Source organism: Pseudomonas sp. AL 58 (assembly GCF_036348395.1).
Classification (GTDB): Bacteria; Pseudomonadota; Gammaproteobacteria; order Pseudomonadales; family Pseudomonadaceae; genus Aquipseudomonas; species Aquipseudomonas defluvii.
In genome coordinates this window covers 1-17,065 of record NZ_JAZBQR010000003.1, presented here as the reverse complement: position 1 = coordinate 17,065, position 17,065 = coordinate 1, and the positions used below count along the sequence as shown (strand labels likewise).

Below are 17,065 nucleotides of genomic sequence, written 5' to 3'. Positions count from 1 at the left end.
GTATGCGTCTGCGCGGATTGACGGCTGCCTTGCTGGCCTTGAGTCTCAGCCCGGCCTTGCAAGCAGCGGACACGCCTCTGCTGCAAGCAGGTAAGAAAACCCTGTTTCAACGCGTCCTGACCACGCCAAGCTGCCAGCTCAGCGACGCAGCAGGTGCTTCCAGCGGCGCAGCCCAACCCGCGTTCAGCCGTTTTTACGTGTATGAACGGGCTCAGGTCGACAACCGAGAATGGTTGCGGGTTGGCCCCGACACCCAGGGTAAGAGCATCGGCTGGTTACCGGGCGAGTGTACTGTTGAGTGGAAAATGCAGCTCACGCTGGCGTTCACCAACCCTGCCAACCGCGACCGCCTGCTGTTCTTCAAGGAGCGCAATCAGCTCGAGGGTATTCTGGACGCCCCCGATCCGGTCAGTCATGTCGCACCACTGCGGGCGAAGCTCAAGAAAGGCAGCGAGGCGCCCGGCGTGTTGGCTCAGGAGCCGGAATACTTCATCGACCTGCAGAAGAACTTCTACCTGCTGCCGGTGTTGAGTGGCGAAGAAGTGATGACCGAGGAAGGTTTCCGTACACGAATCCTCAATGTCGCCTCGGTGAGCAAGGCCGACGCCAGCAGTAGCGCTGCGGCGAATGCGAATACGCCAGGCAATGCCAAGACCCAACTCAAGGCCTTCAGCGCGGCGGTGGTGTTCGTCATCGACTCGACCATCTCCATGGACCCATACATTGATCGCACCCGTGAGGCGATCAAGCGCGTATATGAGCAGATCGAGAAGGAAAACCTCGGTCAGCAGGTCAAGTTTGGCCTGGTCGCTTACCGTTCCAGTACCAAGGCGGTACCAGGCCTGGAGTACGTAAGTAAAATGTACGCCGACCCCAACACCGTCAAAGACGGTGCCGACTTCATGGCCAAGGTCGCTGACCTGAAACAGGCCAAGGTCTCCAGCAGCACCTTCGACGAAGACGCCTACTCCGGCGTCATGCACGCGGTGGACAAGGTCGACTGGAGCCAGTTCGGCGCCCGTTATGTGGTGCTGATCACCGATGCAGGCGCCATCGACGGTAGCGACAAACTGTCGGGTACTGGTTTGGGCGCGGAGCAGGTGAAGATCGAGGCCAGCAACCCTGGTGTCGCCCTCTATACCCTGCACCTGAAAACCCCAAGCGGTGCCAAGAACCACAGCAGCGCCGAGGCCCAGTACCGGGCGCTGTCGAATTACCCGGGAACCAACACCTCCCTCTACTATCCGGTTAACGCTGGCGATGTGGATGCATTCGGGCGCAAGGTGGACGGCCTCGCCGCCGCCATTACCCAACAGGTAAAGTCGGCCTACATGGGCGAAGACGCCATTGGCAGTGCAACCAACGCCAAAGCCGATCCGAGCGAAAAGAAAATGCTCGAAGACGCCGCGCTGATCGGCCATGCCATGCAACTTGCCTATCTCGGTAAAACCACCGGAACCAAAGCACCACCCGTGTTCCAGGCCTGGATCAGCGACCGTGACCTGATCAAGCAGAACCTGCCGACCACCGATGTGCGTGTGCTGCTGACCAAAGCTCAGCTCAGTGACTTGAGCGATGTACTCAAGCAGATTCTGGACGCAGCCAACGAAGGCATGATCTCGCCCAGCGAGATGTTTACCCGCCTGCGCTCGGTAGCCGCCACCATGGGTGCCGACCCGAACCAACTGAAACAGGGTGCCAACACCCGTGTTGCGGACCTGGGCGTGCTGGGTGAGTACCTGGAAGACCTGCCGTACCACAGCGACGTGCTGAACCTGGATGAAGAAACCTGGAAAGGCTGGGACGGCCTTGCTCAGGAGAAGTTTATCCGCAGCCTGAGTACCAAGCTGCGCCACTACCAGCGTTACAACGCCGACGTGGACCGCTGGGTTGCACTGGCACCCGGTAGTGATAGCCGCGATAACGTCTATCCGGTACCGCTCGAAATGATGCCCTGAGCCCCATGCTTGACATCAAAGGACTGTTGGTAGCGCGCGGGGAAGGCGCCCAGGCTCATCGGGTGCGGCTCAATGAGCTGCATCTGGAGCACGGTGAAATTCGTGCCATTACCGGCGAGAGCGGCTGCGGCAAGAGCACCCTGCTGGAAGCCATCGGCTTGCTCCTGGCGCCTCAGCAACTGAACCACTATCGCCTTGGACGTGAGGCGGTGGATGTACGCCAGTTGCTGGCTGAGAACCAGCAGCCGGCGCTGGCCGCATTACGCTCCCGACAGCTCGGTTTCGTGTTGCAGAACGGTGGCCTTCTGCCGTTTCTCAAGGTACGCGACAACATCCAGTTACCACGGCGCCTACTCGGCCTCTCCAGCCGCAGTCGTGCCGTCGAGAAAGCGATTGAAGTCCTGCGCCTTGAGCCGTTGCTCGACAAGTACCCGCAGTCCCTGTCCATCGGTGAGCGCCAGCGCGTGGCCTGTGTGCGCGCCATCGCCCACGAGCCACAGCTGCTATTGGCCGATGAGCCCACCGCCGCACTGGACCCACACAATGCTCAGCGCCTGTTCGAGCTGCTACTGAGCCTGGTCAACGAGCTGGGCCTCAGCGCGTTGGTGGTGTCCCATGACTGGGCATTGATCGATCAGTTCGGCCTACCGCGACTGTGCGCAGTGAATGGGGAAGGAGAAACACGCTTTGAACCCCTGGTTTAAACAGCTGGGGCTGCTGATGCAGCTTTCGGTGGCCGATCTCTGGCATGACCGCAAGGTCTCGCTGTGCATGGCAGCCTCGCTAATGGCGGTGATCGCCCCCCTGTTGCTGCTGTTCGGGCTCAAGCATGGCGTGGTCAGCCAACTGCAACAGGAACTGCTGAGCGACCCGCGCAACCTTGAAGTGAAGATGCTCAGCAGCAGCCATTACGACCTCGACTGGCTGGAACGCTTGCGCCAGCGCCCGGAAGTCGGTTTTGCCATTGGTCAAACTCGCTCGCTGAACACCCAGGCCGACCTGCAGGGCGAGCGTGGGCGCTTTGCCGATAACATCGAGATTATTCCCACCCAAGCCGGCGACCCACTACTCAACACGCCTTTGAGTGCAGTACAAGGCAACCAGGTCATTCTCAGTGCCCGTACAGCTGAACGCCTGGCCGCCAAGGCCGGCGACAACATTCGGCTTCGCGTCGCCCGCCGTCTGGACGGTGTCAACGAACGCGGCGAGCAAACACTGCAGGTGCAGGCCGTGCTGGAGCCCGCACGCTTTACCCGCCCTGCAGCCTTTGTCAGCCCCGAACTGCTGCTCGACCTAGAGTACTTCCGTGACGGCTATCGCGTGCCGATCCTGGGCAGCACCAGCGGCCAACTGCTGGACAGCGTGAAGGTTGGTTATGCCCGGGCCAGGGTCTATGCCAAAGACATCGACAACGTCGAAGCGTTGGAGCGCTGGCTCAACGAGCAACATGTGGAAACCAGCAGTCGTCTCGCTGAGATCGATAGCGTCAAGGCGATCAACCATGTGTTGGGGCTGATCTTTGGGGTGATTGCCGGTGCCGCACTGATCGGTTGCATCGCCTCGCTGGTCGGTGCCTTCCTGGCCAATATCGACCGCAAACGCCGTAACCTCGCAGTATTACGCCTGCTGGGCTTCGGCAGCCTTGCCGTGGCCGGCTATGTGGTGCTGCAGGCACTGCTGCTCAGCGCTGTGGGTTACATCGGCGGCCTCGCTGGCTATTTTGCTGGCAGCGTACTGTTCGATCACTTGCTGGGCAGCAGCCAGGCTACTGGCACGTTCATCTGCCACATCACGTTTGGGCACGGCCTGACCGCCCTGCTCCTCGCGTTCCTAGTCGCCGCGCTGGTCGCCATGATCGGCGCCCTGCGAGCCATTCGAATTCAACCTGCGGAGAGTCTGCGTGAGCTCTAAAGCCTACGGCCGTCTACTGTTCTTGCCCCTGAGTTTCGGCTGCCTGATGCAAGCCTCGGCTGCGGCCTGGGAGGAGAAACACTATAACCCCATGCCCGACACCGACGATGTAGTGCTACCCATGCCCTGCGAAGGGTCGATGGTGTTTCGCAAGGTGCTGATCCCTCTGGCCGGACCATTAGACGACTACCCAATCAACATTGGCCAGGACAGTGCCGAGTGGGGTTATGTCGAGCAGACCCGACCCGCCTTTATCGCCGGTAGTTTCACCAGCGCGAAAGGTGAGAAATCGCGCTACTACCTGATGGCCAAGTATGAAATGACGCAGTTGCAATACCGTGCATTGACGGACGAAACCTGCCCGACGCCGTCGAACAAGCTGCGCCTGCCGGAGGTGTCGCTGAGCTGGCTCGATGCACTGCAAGCAACCGATAAATACAACCGCTGGTTGCGCGCCAATGCTGCCGCAAAACTGCCCAAGGAGGATGGCGCCCAGGGCTTTCTGCGCTTGCCCACCGAGGTCGAATGGGAGTACGCAGCGCGCGGTGGGCTGCAGGTCGGTACCGCTGAGTTTCGCGATGCTCGCTACCCGATGCCCGAGGGTTTGAATGCCTACGAATGGTTTGCTGGCGCCCAGTCGTCGAACGGCAAACTGCAGCTCAGCGGGCTGCTCAAAGCAAACCCCCTGGGCCTGCACGACATGCTTGGCAACGCCAGCGAGATGATGTTTGAACCCTTTCACTTGAACAAACTGGATCGCCAGCACGGGCAGGCCGGCGGCTATGTGGTGCGCGGAGGCAACTACCTGACTGCCGAGGGCGAGCTACGCACGGCGCTGCGTGAAGAAGAGCCGTACTACAACGCCGAAGGCCCGGTGACCAGCAAAACCACAGGCATGCGCTTGGTGCTAGTGTCGCCCACGATGACCTCTCGCGAACGCGTCAGCAGTATTGAGAGTAGCTGGAAGAAGCTGGGCGGCGATGAACCCACCGGACACGCCAAGGACAAAGGCACCGTGAAAGCCCTGGAAGACCTCGCCTCGAAGGTTGATGACCAAGGCCTGAAAGACCAGCTCAAGACCGTAGAAAACCAGCTGCGGGCGAGCAACCAGCAACAGCAGGAAGCTCGCGATCAGGCGATCCGCGCCAGCCTCAACCTCGGCGCTTTCCTCTGTACCAAGATGCTCGACGACGGCCAGTACCTCGACTTCCTGCAGAAGAACTATGCCAGCAACTGCAAGGCCGGCGAAGAAGACCCCACCTGCGGCATGCGCAAAACCAAGCTCGAAGAACAGAGCACGCGCTTGCACAAGCTGAGCCGTTACTACGCCAGCTCTTTGGTGGAGTCCGGGTCGCTCTATGGCAAGCCCCTGCTGGAAGCGCAAGTGCCGGTGCTGGAGGGCACGCTCAAGGCCAACAAGAACCTGAAGGAGCTAATGCCTTACCTACGTACCCACTGGGCTAACCAGGCCGAATTCCTCAAAACCCAGAAAATCGACACTGCAGCCTGGCTCAACAGCTGCAAGGCCGTAACCCTCTGATCAACAACGAGTCAAGGAACGCGAACGTGAATACCAATAAAGCAGGCATCTCCCGGATTTGGGTCAGTGTGATGGTAGTAGTCAGCCTGGTGCTGAGCGGTTGTGCTGGTACCGGTAGCTCAATGTTGGGTGGAAGCAGCAACGCAGACCCACGGCTGACCTCCGGCAACGATGCCAAGTTTTTCACCACCTCGGGCTATCAGGCCTGTGCTGTCGCCGCAGCCGGTGGCGTGCTCGCCTGCACCCTGTCGAACTCGAGCAACAAAGCTACCTGCGCCATCGTCGCCGGCCTTGCCGCGTGTGGCGTGGCCATGGGCGCCAACTACTACCTGGATCAGCGTCGTGCCCAGTACTCCGACACCAACCAGCGCCTGACGATGATGACCACCGATGTTCAACAGGAAACAGCCAAGGTTGCCGAGCGGACCAACACTCTGCAGCGCGTGATCAACGACGACAAGCAACAAATCGCCGCCCTGCAACGCGATATTCAAGCCAAGACGGTTAACAAGGCCAAGGCTCAGCAAGACGTTGCCGCCATCGACAGCAACATTGCCTTGATGCGCAAAGACGTAAACAACATGAAAGCCCGTGTCACCGAATTTGAGAAGGTCGCCAAGCTTGAGCGAGAAGGCGGCGCCAATCAGGCTGAGGTGCAGAAGGTCGAGGCAGAAATTGCCAAGATGAACAACAAGGTCGTTGCCCTGCAGCAGGAGGTCGACGGCCTCTACAGCCAGCGCTCGGCAATTACCCTGGGCTAAGGAGCACGCTATGTACCTACGCCTCAGCTTTTGCGTTCTAGCCCTGCTCTCAGTGGCCGGATGCGCTACTACTGCGTCACAGTGCAATGCCTCCGACAGCGACGTCAGCATGATCAAGAAGCTCAACTGCGACTACGGCGGTGGTTACAGTGAGCAGGTGCGCAACAGCGAGCAGGCCTTGGTCGATGCCCGTGAGCAGAACCGTCAGTTCAACGACGTGTATGCTCAGCTCAGCGCGCAGCAGACGTCGACCCGCCAGGACCTGGCAACCGTACAACGTCAGCAGGCTAGCCTGGAAAAGTCGCTCAATGGTCTATTGGCAACGCTCAAGGCCCGGCATGCCAACAAGCGCGACGTGCAACAGCAGATTGCGGGCCTTGAACAGCGGATGAAAGCCTCGCAGAACGCCCCTGCCAACACGGCCAACGCCGCCCAGGTCGAGGCCCGCAAACAAGAGCTGAAAGCTCTGCAGCAGCAGGTCAGTCGCCTCCAGCTAAGCCTCGGTTACGAGTAAGCCTATAACCGGCAGCTTCGGCTGCCGGTCCTTTTCAGGACATCCTCATGCAACGGGTTATCCGTGATGCCAGCACGAGCCAGGACGGCTTAGCCTCGCTCGAACACACCGTAGCGATTATCGCCAAGCATTTTCCACCCAGCGTTGCTCACCTCTATGCGGTGCCACGAAAAGGCGCCGATGGCGCCCGTGAATGGTGGTCGGAACTGACCGGACAGCCACGCCAGTACCGCGAACTCAACGCCGATGAGCAACAGGCGTTGCTGGAGATCTATGCGCAGCGCCAAGACGCGGTCACGCAATTGGCCAACGAACTGGAACGTCGCGGCCAGGGCACAGAAGCTAGCGCACTGCGGCGACTGGTAGGGCCGCCGAACCTCGACAACCTTTACAGCATCAATGGCTACCCGCTGTTGGTGCGCTGGGGTGACCCTGAACCTAGGCCTGCACCAGGCCCTACTCCGCAAGCAGCCGCACCAATTGTGCGTCGGCGAACGTGGATCTGGTTGCCTTGGTTCCTGCTGCCATTACTCTTGCTGCTATCGCTACTGCTCGCGCTGTGGATTGGCTGGCCTTACCTGCAACGTTGGCTGAATACACCCCAGCCGCAGCACTTCGCCTGCGTTAAAGACCCACAGGTACAACCCCCTGAGTTTTCCGTAGTCCTCGATACCTCCGGCTCAATGCAACTGAGCGTGGATGCCACGCTCGAGGACGAGCAATGGTTTTTCACCCTTGGTCAAGAGGACGGAGCCGACCCTGAGCGCCTGGCCCGGATAACCCAAGGCCCAATACGCATGGACGTGGCCAAGAGCGCGTTGAGCCAGATGGTGAACGACCTGCACCCGGCCATCGACATGCGCATCGTGACCTTTGATGGCTGCCGCGCGCCAATCGACCATGGCCAGTTCAGTCTTGCCCAACGCCCGGCCTTGATCCAAGGCATTAAAGGCCTCGTGGCCAACGATGGCACTGCACTCACGGCAAGCCTGGAAAGCGCAGCGCGCACGATGAATGGTCGTGACCGCGACGGGGTAATCGTAATGTTCGTCGATGGTGCAGACGGTTGTGGCCAAAACGCTTGCGACGTGGCGCAACGTATTGCCCGAGAACAACCACGGTTGCGGGTCAACCTGGTCAACATCAGCAACAACAGCCTGGCCAGTTGCATCGCTGACAGCACCGGTGGCCGGGTGTATTCAGCAAACAATGCCGTGGAAATGGCGAAGGCCCTGCAAGACGCCAGCCAAGAGGTTTCCGGCAGCGCCAATTGTGACTAATGCCTGTTGATTGTAAGGAATGAACGTATGCAACGGGTAACCCGCGATGCCCACGCAAGCCAGGACAGCGCACAGGCTCTGGATCAGACGGTAGCGTTGATTCACCAGCACTTTCCGCCAACTATTGCTCACCTCTATGCCATACCCCGCCAAGGTAAGGGTGGCGCGCTGGAGTGGTGGTCAGCGCTTGCCGGGCAGCCACACCTCTACGCCACGTTGAACCGTGAACAGCAGGCAGCGTTGTTGATGCGTTATGAAGAACGCCAGACCTCAGTGGGTCACCTGGCCCTGGAGCTGGAACGGCGGGGTCAGGAGCAGGCGGCCAAGGCTCTGCGCGGCCTGATCGGGGCACCCGACCTCGACAATCTCTACAGCGTCAATGGCGAGCCACTGGTGGTGCGCTGGGGTCAGCAACCGGCCCCGCTGCAGACTCCCTCTGTAGCTCACAAGCCGAAACCGGCTCCAGTCACTGCACCGACCAAACCTGCGGCCCCGAAACCGGCCCCGGCACCACGCACGGTGTCTCCACCTCGACGCTGGCTCATGTGGCCCTGGTTACTGGGATTACTGCTACTGGCAGCGCTCTGGTGGATGTACGCGTGGTGGCCTTCAATCCACCAATGGTGGGTAGCACCAGGACGCCCTACCTTTGCCTGCGTTCCAGGTACCCCTTCACAGGCCGCCGAGTTTTCCGTGGTACTCGATACCTCAGGCTCGATGGACAGCCGTATTCGGGTCAAACAAGAAAGTGACCCGTGGTACATCGACCTGCTGCAAAAAGTCCCGCTGCTGGAGGATTACCTTGCGTCCAAAGGCCCACAACGGGTCACGCGTATGGAGGTCGCCAAGAACTCACTCGGCACGTTGGTGGAGAACCTGGACAAAGACATAGACATGCGTCTGGTGACGTTCAACGGTTGCCGCGCACCACTGGACCATGGCGTATTCGACCGAGACAAACGTCCACAACTCACAGAGCTGATCCAGAAACTCGATGCCAAGGGCGGTACCGGGTTGGGCATCAGCCTTGAAGCGGCAGCCCGGCAGATGAACGGTCGTGACCGCGACGGGGTGATTGTGATGTTTGTCGACGGCAGCGACAGCTGTGGCCAAAGCGTCTGCAAGGTGTCCCGTCAGATAGCCCAGGCACAGCCGCGACTGCGGATCAATGTCGTCAACATCAGTGCCAGTACGGGCTCGAACTGCGCGGCCGAAAATACCGGCGGCCGTGTCTACACAGCCAATGATGCGGCAGCCGTGGCTGCAGCACTGCAAGAAGCCAGCCTGGAAGTGTCGAGTGGCGTACGTTGTGAATGACCGCCCTGCCGACGATCCGAACTCTACGCCAATGACGCTTTTCAATCGGACCAATGCCGCTTTCAACCTTGCCCTGTGGTGATTACTGCACGATTCTTTAGCTATCGATCGTCACTACCACCACTTGGCAGGGCTCCCTATGAAAACCGTGGCACAGCTCCTGAAATTGAAGTCCCAGCAGCATCAGCAGGTTCACACTATTGCCCCTGACCAGATGGTGCTTGATGCGCTGCGGGTGATGGCTGAAAAGAACGTCGGTGCCTTGCCCGTCGTTGAAGGCGGCAAAGTGGTCGGCGTAATCAGTGAACGCGACTATGCGCGCAAGATGGTACTGAAGGGGCGTTCATCGGTGGGCACACCGGTCAGCGCAATCATGAGTGCGCCCGTGATTACGGTAGGGCCGCATCAGAACATCGATACCTGCATGAGCATGATGACCGACGGCCACCTGCGTCACCTGCCGGTGGTGGAGAACGGTGAGCTGCTGGGCCTGCTGTCGATTGGCGACCTGGTCAAGGCAGCCATTGCGGAACAAGCAGACCTCATCCAGCAACTGGAACACTATATTCGCGGAGACTGAAGCCGAGGGCTGATTTCAGATCAGCCCTGCACCGTCGTCTTCATCGTCGACCAACAGGCGGGTCAGGCCTCCCAGGGCGATACGTGCCTGGGAGCGCCCCAGCAGCTTGCCTTGGGCGCCTTCTGGCAAGTCGGTGATGCTGATCAGCCCTTTGCGGGTCAGCACATCGATCAAGTCTTCCAGTACCCGGATCATGTCCAGGTCGCTTTGCTTGAGTTGCTGAAGGCTGCCTTCCAGCACGTCGTCAGCAAACCACTTCTGAATTTCCGCGTTGTCGGCTGGCAAGGTTTCCGTAGCGTCGGCATAAGCGGCAGCTTCTACCCGGAGCAATTGGCCCTGTGCATCGCGTTGCACGTAGAACATGGGGTACCCCTCGTGTGTGTCAGTCCATATCCGCCATCAGCAGCATAGGCCAAGCCCGCCGAGCAGTAGCGCCCGGCGCACCAGTATGCGCCGCGAAGACGGTATAGGGAAAGGCCCGAGGCCAGCAGCAACCCGGGTAGGGCTGCCGCTGGCACAGGCATTAGCTGTTGGAGTGATCGATCTTGATGGTCGGGTCTGCACCGGAGATCAACGAGTTGATCGTGGTGTTCGACCAGTTCACCCCTTCCAACTTGATGGTGACATCGGCATTGGCCGTTCCACCGGCGGCATTGAGCTTGCCTTCGGAACTGACCTGCAGTGTAGAAACACCATCGACGGTCGTGAGCTTCAGGTAATTGTCGATGGTGCTGCCCTTCTCGCCTTGCAGCAAATCGCTCAGGTCGAGACGGTCACCTTCGGCAGGTTTGAAGTCCTTGATCACATCGTTACCCACGTCACCGGCCTTCCAGACGAAGGTGTCGGCACCGCTACCGCCGGTCAGGATGTCATCACCCTTGCCGCCGATCAGGTAGTCATTACCTTCACCGCCAATCAAGGTGTCGGTACCGCTTCCACCGAACAGGATGTCGTTGCCCTTACCACCGTCAAGGGTGTCGTTACCGCCCTGACCAAAGATGATGTCGTTGCCATCACCTCCCAACAGGTTGTCATTGCCATCGTTGGTGCGCGACACGTCGAATTCGCTAGTGTGCTCAGCGATGTACTGGTGCACTACGCGGCCATCGACATCCGCCAGGCTCAGGCCGGTTTTCTGCGCGATATACGCCTGGATGGCCTCGACACCGTTACCGGTAATCGAGTCGAAGCTGACCAGATCACCAAACAGGATGTCATTGCCGTCACCACCGTTGACTGTGTCGTTACCCGGCTGAGTGGCTTCGGTATGCCCGAGGATCGCTTCAGCCAGTTTGCTTGGGTCAATGTTGGTCTGCGGTTTGCCATCACTGTCGTACGGAGCCAGGGCGGTCTCGCTAATCCCGCTTTTGAGACCAATGGCCTCAACCTTGGACAGGTTGGCAAGCAGCAAATAACTGTCATGTGAGTTGGTGTAGGTTTCGCCACTGTTATACCAAGACTCTTGGGCTACGTACGACAGTTCATAGGTACCGTTGCCCTCAGCATGCAATTGGCCAGAGGCATTGCTGTCTGCGCTCCACTTTTTCCCCGTCCAGTACTCGGCCTTGAGGTTGCCCTGAGCATCAATCGTGATTCGGTTGTAATCACCAACCATCTTCTTGTCAAAAACATCGCCCAGTTTGTAGTTCAACGAACCCAGGACACCATCCAACGTATAAGAAGATCCCCGGAACGTTGGGTCCGTCTGCTCACCACTCTGGAACCGGTTAGGCTGTCCATCGGTGATGAAGAACGTCTGGTTTTCGCCTGTAACACCCGTGTTTTTGAGCGTCTGGAACCAGTTGGCCGTAGTTTTGAAAGCGTCCTCATAGTTGGTGTTGCCACCTGCGTAGAACTTCTGCAGGGCCGCCGTCAGGGTAGTCAGAGCCGAGCTATCGGCGAGGTTGACGGAAATAGTGGTGTTGACCTGCTCAGAGAAGTCCACCAACAGAATGTTGACGACACCAGCACCTGCGCCTTTGACACTGTTGGTCAGCGTCGTGAACACGTTCTGCAATGCCTTCTGTGCGGCATCAATACCGGATGAACCCATACTCCCGGACGTGTCGACAATGAACGCCAGGTTGTAGTTCTGGCCCTGGACAACATGCAGACCGTTGATGTCAGCCACGATAACGTCGTTATTGTCAGTGCCCGACAAGTTGTCATTATTTTCGGTGCCGTTATTGAGAGCGTATTTGTCCTCATACACGGTCACCTTGATGGTGCCATCGCGGGAGTCAGTGCTGCCATTGGCCGTTTCGGTCGAAGTCGAGGTGACTTTAACGTCGAAAGTACCGTGGTAGTACGCTGGCGGCTTGATGCTCAGGCTGCCCAGGTTCCAACCGGTGACGTTCACCTCGGAAGCACCGACGGTCACGGTGTGGCCTGCACCATCGCTCAGTACCGAGCCGGCTGGAATACCACCCAGCTTGACGCTCAGCACCTCAGAACCATCGGTATCGGTCAACGAAGTGTTGATCGAGGACAGTTTGACAGTGCCGTTCTCAGCGCCTTCGTTGAGTTTGTAACCATCGTAGTAACCATCGCCGTTGCTGCCGTGCAGATCAGACAGGGTAACGCCGGCGTTGGTCAGGTCCGCAGTACTGGTGTAGATCGGAACGCCCGCGCTGCTAAGGTCGACAGCCGTGCCGCCATTGACTGACAGGTTGACGTCGTAGCTACCCGGGCCCGCCTGGTTGTAGTGGTAGATATCAACGGTGTAGTAACCGCTCTTGGTCGGTGAGAAGCTGCCATTAAGCTGGCCACCCGCGCCCCAGGTCGTGCTAGCCACGGTATTGCCACCAATCGACACTGCCAAGCTGTCATCACCTACACCTTTGAAGGTGTAGGTGCTACCAGCTTCCAGGTAGATCAGGCCCGACACTTTCGTGGCGACACCTGGGCTCACGTTGCCGGTCGATGCCACATCAGTGGCGATCGTGGTGCTGTTAGGCGTGCCCGCGGCATCGATCACCGACTTCAGCGTTGCGGCATCGGCGCCATTACCGCTGGTGCCCAAACCACCGAGGTTGTTCCAGACTTCCTTGATCAGGCCAGTCGAGGCCACGCCATTGCCGCCGATGGTCAGGTCTGGCTTGTCTGCTACAGGGGTGATGTCCACTTTCAGCGTGGCTTCACTGCCCTGAGTCTGGCCGTCAGTTGGCTTGTATTGGATCTGCGCGTAGTCGGCCTTTTGGTCGCCTACACCATTGCCACTGAAGGCATCGGAGCCTGACTCGTTTTTGTCCGGCATGAACTGCAGCTTGCCGGCGTCGATGTCAGCCTTGCTGAAGACCTTGCCGAGATCACTGTCGGTCATGGTCTTCCAGGTCGAGCCATCCTTGTACTGCAAGACACCATCGGCCGGCAGTTTGGTGATGACAATACCCTGGCTGGACAGCGCGCTGTCCACATCGGAAACATTGAAGTCACTCCAATTCAGAGTCAGCGGTGCATCTTCACTACCAGTGACAGCGCCGCCTGCCGCAACCGGCGCATCATTGACCGCCGTCACATTGACTGTCGTAGTCGCAGTGTTGGAGGTATTGACGCCATCGGTGACGGTAACCGTGATCACCCGTGGTGTGGTGCTCGGGTCGTCCGAGTTGTTGGTGAAACTGATGTTCTTGATTGCCTGGATGTAATCCTCCAGGGTCGCCTTACCGCTCAAGGTCAACACGACCTGGCCATCCGTGCTGTTGGCATTGATGGAGATGCCGTTGACGCTGTTACCCAGGTTCAAGTGATCGCCTGGCTGACGGTTGGTCAAGGTGACAGTAGCGCCCATCATGAAGTCGCTGTCGACATCGGCGATTTTCACGTCGACGTCGCCAATCGAAACGCCCGGGCCGGTAGTACCTTCAGTAAAGGTCACGTTGTAGTCAGCACCGGTCGAGCCACTGGAGTTGTTGCCATCCAGGTCGAGAATCGGCGCAGGCTCAAAGATCTGCGTGGTAACACTGCCCGCGTTGCTATCAACCACCAGGTTCTCGAACCGACCACCACTGGCCGAATCGATCTTGACGGTGAAGCTCTCGGTGCCTTCAGTGGCCGCATCCTTGATGGTCGGGATACTGAAGTCTGCGCTGCTGGAGCCCGCTTTGATGACCACCGTTGCAACACCAGTGAAGTCGGAGCCATTGGCCGCGGTGCCGCTGTAGCTCAACTTGACGATGACATCCGTAAGTGGCGGATTGCTCAGCGACACGGTGTAAGTGGCAGTGCCACCTTCAACGACCGAGTTCGTGCCGGTAATGCTGACAGTGGTGCTGTCAATGGTATCGGTGACCTTGGTGACCGCTGGTGTCTGGGTGTAAGACAGGTTCTCAAAGTTACCGCCGGTGGCACCGGTGATATACGCACTGACGTTCCCTGCATCCAGATGCACATCATCAGAAGGTGCAGCGATGGTGATGCTGTTTGACGTTTCACCTGCGGCAATCACAATCGTCTTGCCGTTGGACAATGTCACGGTGACCGGGGTATCCGCCGCATTGCTCAGCGATGCGGTGTAAGTGATATTGCCACCTTCAGCCACAGAGCCGGTCGCACTCAAAATCAGGTTAGTGTTGTCGATAGTGTCTGTGACCTCGGTGGTCACAGACTTGCCATCAGGAACCAACGCCTCGAAGTTACCGCCACTGACGTCAGTGATGCTGTTGGTCAGCGGCTCGTGGCCATTGATCACATCGTTCGGCGCAGTGAAAGGTACCGAGCCCGACAACTCACCCACCGGGATGGTGATGGTCTGGCCGTTAGCCAAGGTCACAGTGACCGGGGTACCGGTTACAGGCGAAGTCACGGTTGCGGTGTACACAACAAGCCCGCCTTCGACCGCACTTGGTGTAGCGCTCAGGGTCACGGTGGTGGTGTCGATGGTGTCGGTCACGACAGTCACTGCCGCGTCTGGGCTGGTCACCAGGCTTTCGAAGTCACCACCGGTGCTGCCGGTGATCGTAACGTTCAGCGTCTCGCCGTCTTTGTAGACGTCATCGGATGGAGCATCAACCGTGATCGAACCTTCTTTCGCACCGGCGGCGATGGTGATGACCTGGTTGTTGCTCAGGGTCACCTTCATTTCCGTGCCGGCAGGGTTGGTCAGGGTCGCGGTGTAGACGATCTTGCCGCCTTCAGTCACTTCGCCGGTTGCGCTGACGCTCAGGCCAGTCGAATCCTGGGTGCCAGGACCATCGGTTACGGTCGTGGACGGCTTACCAACGGCTTCTACTTTCTCGTAGTTGCCGCCACTGATGTCCGTGATGCTGTTGGTCAGCGGTGCGTTGGTGTTGTGGACGTTGTTCGGTGCGGTGAACGGTACCGAACCCGACGACTCACCCACCGGGATGGTGATGGTCTGGCCGTTGGCCAGAGTCACCACCAGCGGGGTACCGGTAACCGGGGCGTTGACCGACGCGGTGTAGGTGACAACGCCACCTTCGGCCACGCTGGGTGTAGCGCTCAGGGTCACGGTAGTGGTGTCGATGGTATCGGTCACGACAGTCACTGCCGCATCTGGGCTGGTCACCAGGCTTTCGAAGTCACCACCGGTGCTGCCGGTGATCGTGACGTTCAGCGTCTCGCCGTCTTTGTAGACGTCATCAGACGGAGCATCAACGGTGATCGAACCTTCTTTCGCACCGGCGGCGATGGTGATGACCTGGTTGTTGCTCAGGGTCACCTTCATTTCGGTGCCGGCCGGGTTGGTCAGGGTCGCGGTGTAGACGATCTTGCCGCCTTCAGTCACTTCGCCAGTTGCGCTGACGCTCAGGCCAGTCGAATCCTGCGTGCCTGGACCATCGGTTACGGTCGTGGACGGCTTACCAACGGCTTCTACTTTCTCGTAGTTGCCGCCACTGATGTCCGTGATGCTGTTGGTCAGCGGTGCGTTGGTGTTGTGAACGTTGTTCGGCGCGGTGAACGGCACCGAACCGGAGGACTCGCCGACCGGGATGGTGATGGTCTGGCCGTTGGCCAGGGTCACCACCAGTGGGGTACCGGTAACCGGGGCGTTGACCGAAGCGGTGTAGGTGACAACGCCACCTTCAACCACGCTTGGCTCTGCCGTCAGGGTCACGGTGGTGGTGTCGATGGTGTCGGTGACGACAGTCACTGCCGCATCTGGGCTGGTCACCAGGCTTTCGAAGTCACCACCGGTGCTGCCGGTGATGGTGACGTTCAGCGTTTCGCCGTCTTTGTAGACGTCATCGGCTGGAGCATCAACGGTGATGCTGCCCTCTTTCGCACCGGCGGCGATGGTGATGACCTGGTTGTTGCTCAGGGTCACCTTCATTTCGGTGCCCGCTGGGTTGGTCAGGGTCGCGGTGTAGACGATCTTGCCGCCTTCAGTCACTTCGCCGGTTGCGCTGACGCTCAGGCCAGTCGAATCCTGGGTGCCTGGACCATCGGTGACAGTCGTGGACGGCTTACCAACGGCTTCTACTTTTTCGTAGTTACCACCTTCAACATTGGTAATGCTGTTGGTCAGCGGCGCGTTGGTGTTGTGAACGTTGTTCGGTGCAGTGAACGGCACCGAGCCCGAGGACTCACCCACTGGGATGGTAATGGTCTGGCCGTTGGCCAGGGTCACCACCAGCGGGGTGCCGGTAACCGGGGCGTTGACCGACGCGGTGTAGGTGACAACGCCACCTTCAGCCACGCTTGGCTCTGCCGTTAGGGTCACGGTGGTGGTGTCGATGGTGTCGGTCACCGTGGTCACTGCCGCATCTGGGCTGGTCACCAGGCTTTCGAAGTCACCACCGGTGCTGCCGGTGATGGTGACGTTCAGCGTTTCGCCGTCTTTGTAGACGTCATCGGCTGGAGCATCAACGGTGATGCTGCCCTCTTTCGCGCCGGCGGCGATGGTGACGACCTGGTTGTTGCTCAGGGTCACCTTCATTTCCGTGCCGGCCGGGTTGGTCAGCGATACGGTGTAGACGATCTTGCCGCCTTCAGTCACTTCGCCAGTTGCGCTGACGCTCAGGCCAGTCGAATCCTGGGTGCCAGGACCATCGGTGACAGTCGTGGACGGCTTACCAACAGCTTCTACTTTTTCGTAGTTACCACCTTCAACATTGGTAATGCTGTTGGTCAGCGGCGCGTTGGTGTTGTGAACGTTGTTCGGTGCAGTGAACGGTACCGAACCCGAGGACTCACCCACCGGAATGGTAATGGTCTGGCCGTTGGCCAGAGTCACCACCAGCGG

11 protein-coding genes are annotated in these 17,065 nt (G+C 59.2%); 9 read left to right on the top strand and 2 right to left on the bottom strand.

Annotated features, from left to right (window positions below):
- Window positions 1-2: 2 nt before the first annotated feature.
- The 9 genes from UIA24_RS03125 to UIA24_RS03085 all read left to right on the top strand — a co-directional run bounded on the left by UIA24_RS03125 (window position 3) and on the right by UIA24_RS03085 (window position 9,861).
- Window positions 3-1,958 carry a vWA domain-containing protein gene (locus UIA24_RS03125; protein WP_065759809.1) on the top strand — a complete coding sequence of 652 codons (1,956 nt, stop codon included), beginning with the start codon at window positions 3-5 and terminating at the stop codon, window positions 1,956-1,958.
- Window positions 1,959-1,963: 5 nt separating this feature from the next.
- Complete coding sequence (locus tag UIA24_RS03120; protein WP_065759800.1) at window positions 1,964-2,662, top strand: ABC transporter ATP-binding protein; 699 nt, start codon at window positions 1,964-1,966, stop codon at window positions 2,660-2,662.
- Window positions 2,646-3,869, top strand: coding sequence for an ABC transporter permease (locus UIA24_RS03115; protein ID WP_065759801.1), 1,224 nt, complete (start codon window positions 2,646-2,648; stop codon window positions 3,867-3,869). The genes UIA24_RS03120 and UIA24_RS03115 overlap by 17 nt, the downstream gene beginning before the upstream one ends.
- Entirely contained in the window at window positions 3,859-5,409 is a 1,551-nt protein-coding gene (locus UIA24_RS03110) for a formylglycine-generating enzyme family protein (RefSeq protein WP_065759802.1), read from the top strand. The genes UIA24_RS03115 and UIA24_RS03110 overlap by 11 nt, the downstream gene beginning before the upstream one ends.
- A gap of 71 nt (window positions 5,410-5,480) precedes the next feature.
- Window positions 5,481-6,170 carry a hypothetical protein gene (locus UIA24_RS03105; RefSeq protein ID WP_099776497.1) on the top strand — a complete coding sequence of 230 codons (690 nt, stop codon included), beginning with the start codon at window positions 5,481-5,483 and terminating at the stop codon, window positions 6,168-6,170.
- A 10-nt stretch (window positions 6,171-6,180) separates the two neighbouring features.
- Window positions 6,181-6,684 (top strand): hypothetical protein, encoded by a 504-nt coding sequence (locus tag UIA24_RS03100; RefSeq protein ID WP_330522168.1) that lies wholly within the window; start codon window positions 6,181-6,183, stop codon window positions 6,682-6,684.
- Window positions 6,685-6,731: 47 nt separating this feature from the next.
- Window positions 6,732-7,964, top strand: a complete 1,233-nt coding sequence (locus tag UIA24_RS03095; RefSeq protein ID WP_102053489.1) for a vWA domain-containing protein — start codon at window positions 6,732-6,734, stop codon at window positions 7,962-7,964.
- A gap of 27 nt (window positions 7,965-7,991) precedes the next feature.
- Window positions 7,992-9,281, top strand: a complete 1,290-nt coding sequence (locus UIA24_RS03090) for a VWA domain-containing protein (RefSeq protein ID WP_102053490.1) — start codon at window positions 7,992-7,994, stop codon at window positions 9,279-9,281.
- Window positions 9,282-9,420: 139 nt separating this feature from the next.
- Window positions 9,421-9,861, top strand: a complete 441-nt coding sequence (locus UIA24_RS03085) for a CBS domain-containing protein (protein WP_065759806.1) — start codon at window positions 9,421-9,423, stop codon at window positions 9,859-9,861.
- Between the two features lie 15 nt (window positions 9,862-9,876).
- On the opposite strand, the gene UIA24_RS03080 is transcribed toward UIA24_RS03085, so the two are convergent.
- Together UIA24_RS03080 and UIA24_RS03075 are read right to left on the bottom strand one after the other, a co-directional pair.
- Window positions 9,877-10,224, bottom strand: coding sequence for a tryptophan synthase subunit beta (locus UIA24_RS03080; RefSeq protein WP_065759807.1), 348 nt, complete (start codon window positions 10,222-10,224; stop codon window positions 9,877-9,879).
- A gap of 160 nt (window positions 10,225-10,384) precedes the next feature.
- The coding region (locus tag UIA24_RS03075) for an immunoglobulin-like domain-containing protein (protein WP_442963001.1) at window positions 10,385-17,065 on the bottom strand (6,681 nt) is incomplete at its 5' end.

What these genes read in the sequence shown, in the direction of transcription:
- UIA24_RS03125 (WP_065759809.1), top strand. Translation starts at nt 3, where the DNA reads ATGCGTCTGCGCGGATTGACGGCTGCCTTGCTGGCCTTGAGTCTCAGC.
- UIA24_RS03120 (WP_065759800.1), top strand. Translation starts at nt 1,964, where the DNA reads ATGCTTGACATCAAAGGACTGTTGGTAGCGCGCGGGGAAGGCGCCCAG.
- UIA24_RS03105 (WP_099776497.1), top strand. Translation starts at nt 5,481, where the DNA reads ATGGTAGTAGTCAGCCTGGTGCTGAGCGGTTGTGCTGGTACCGGTAGC.
- UIA24_RS03100 (WP_330522168.1), top strand. Translation starts at nt 6,181, where the DNA reads ATGTACCTACGCCTCAGCTTTTGCGTTCTAGCCCTGCTCTCAGTGGCC.
- UIA24_RS03095 (WP_102053489.1), top strand. Translation starts at nt 6,732, where the DNA reads ATGCAACGGGTTATCCGTGATGCCAGCACGAGCCAGGACGGCTTAGCC.
- UIA24_RS03090 (WP_102053490.1), top strand. Translation starts at nt 7,992, where the DNA reads ATGCAACGGGTAACCCGCGATGCCCACGCAAGCCAGGACAGCGCACAG.
- UIA24_RS03085 (WP_065759806.1), top strand. Translation starts at nt 9,421, where the DNA reads ATGAAAACCGTGGCACAGCTCCTGAAATTGAAGTCCCAGCAGCATCAG.
- UIA24_RS03080 (WP_065759807.1), bottom strand. Translation starts at nt 10,224, where the DNA reads ATGTTCTACGTGCAACGCGATGCACAGGGCCAATTGCTCCGGGTAGAA.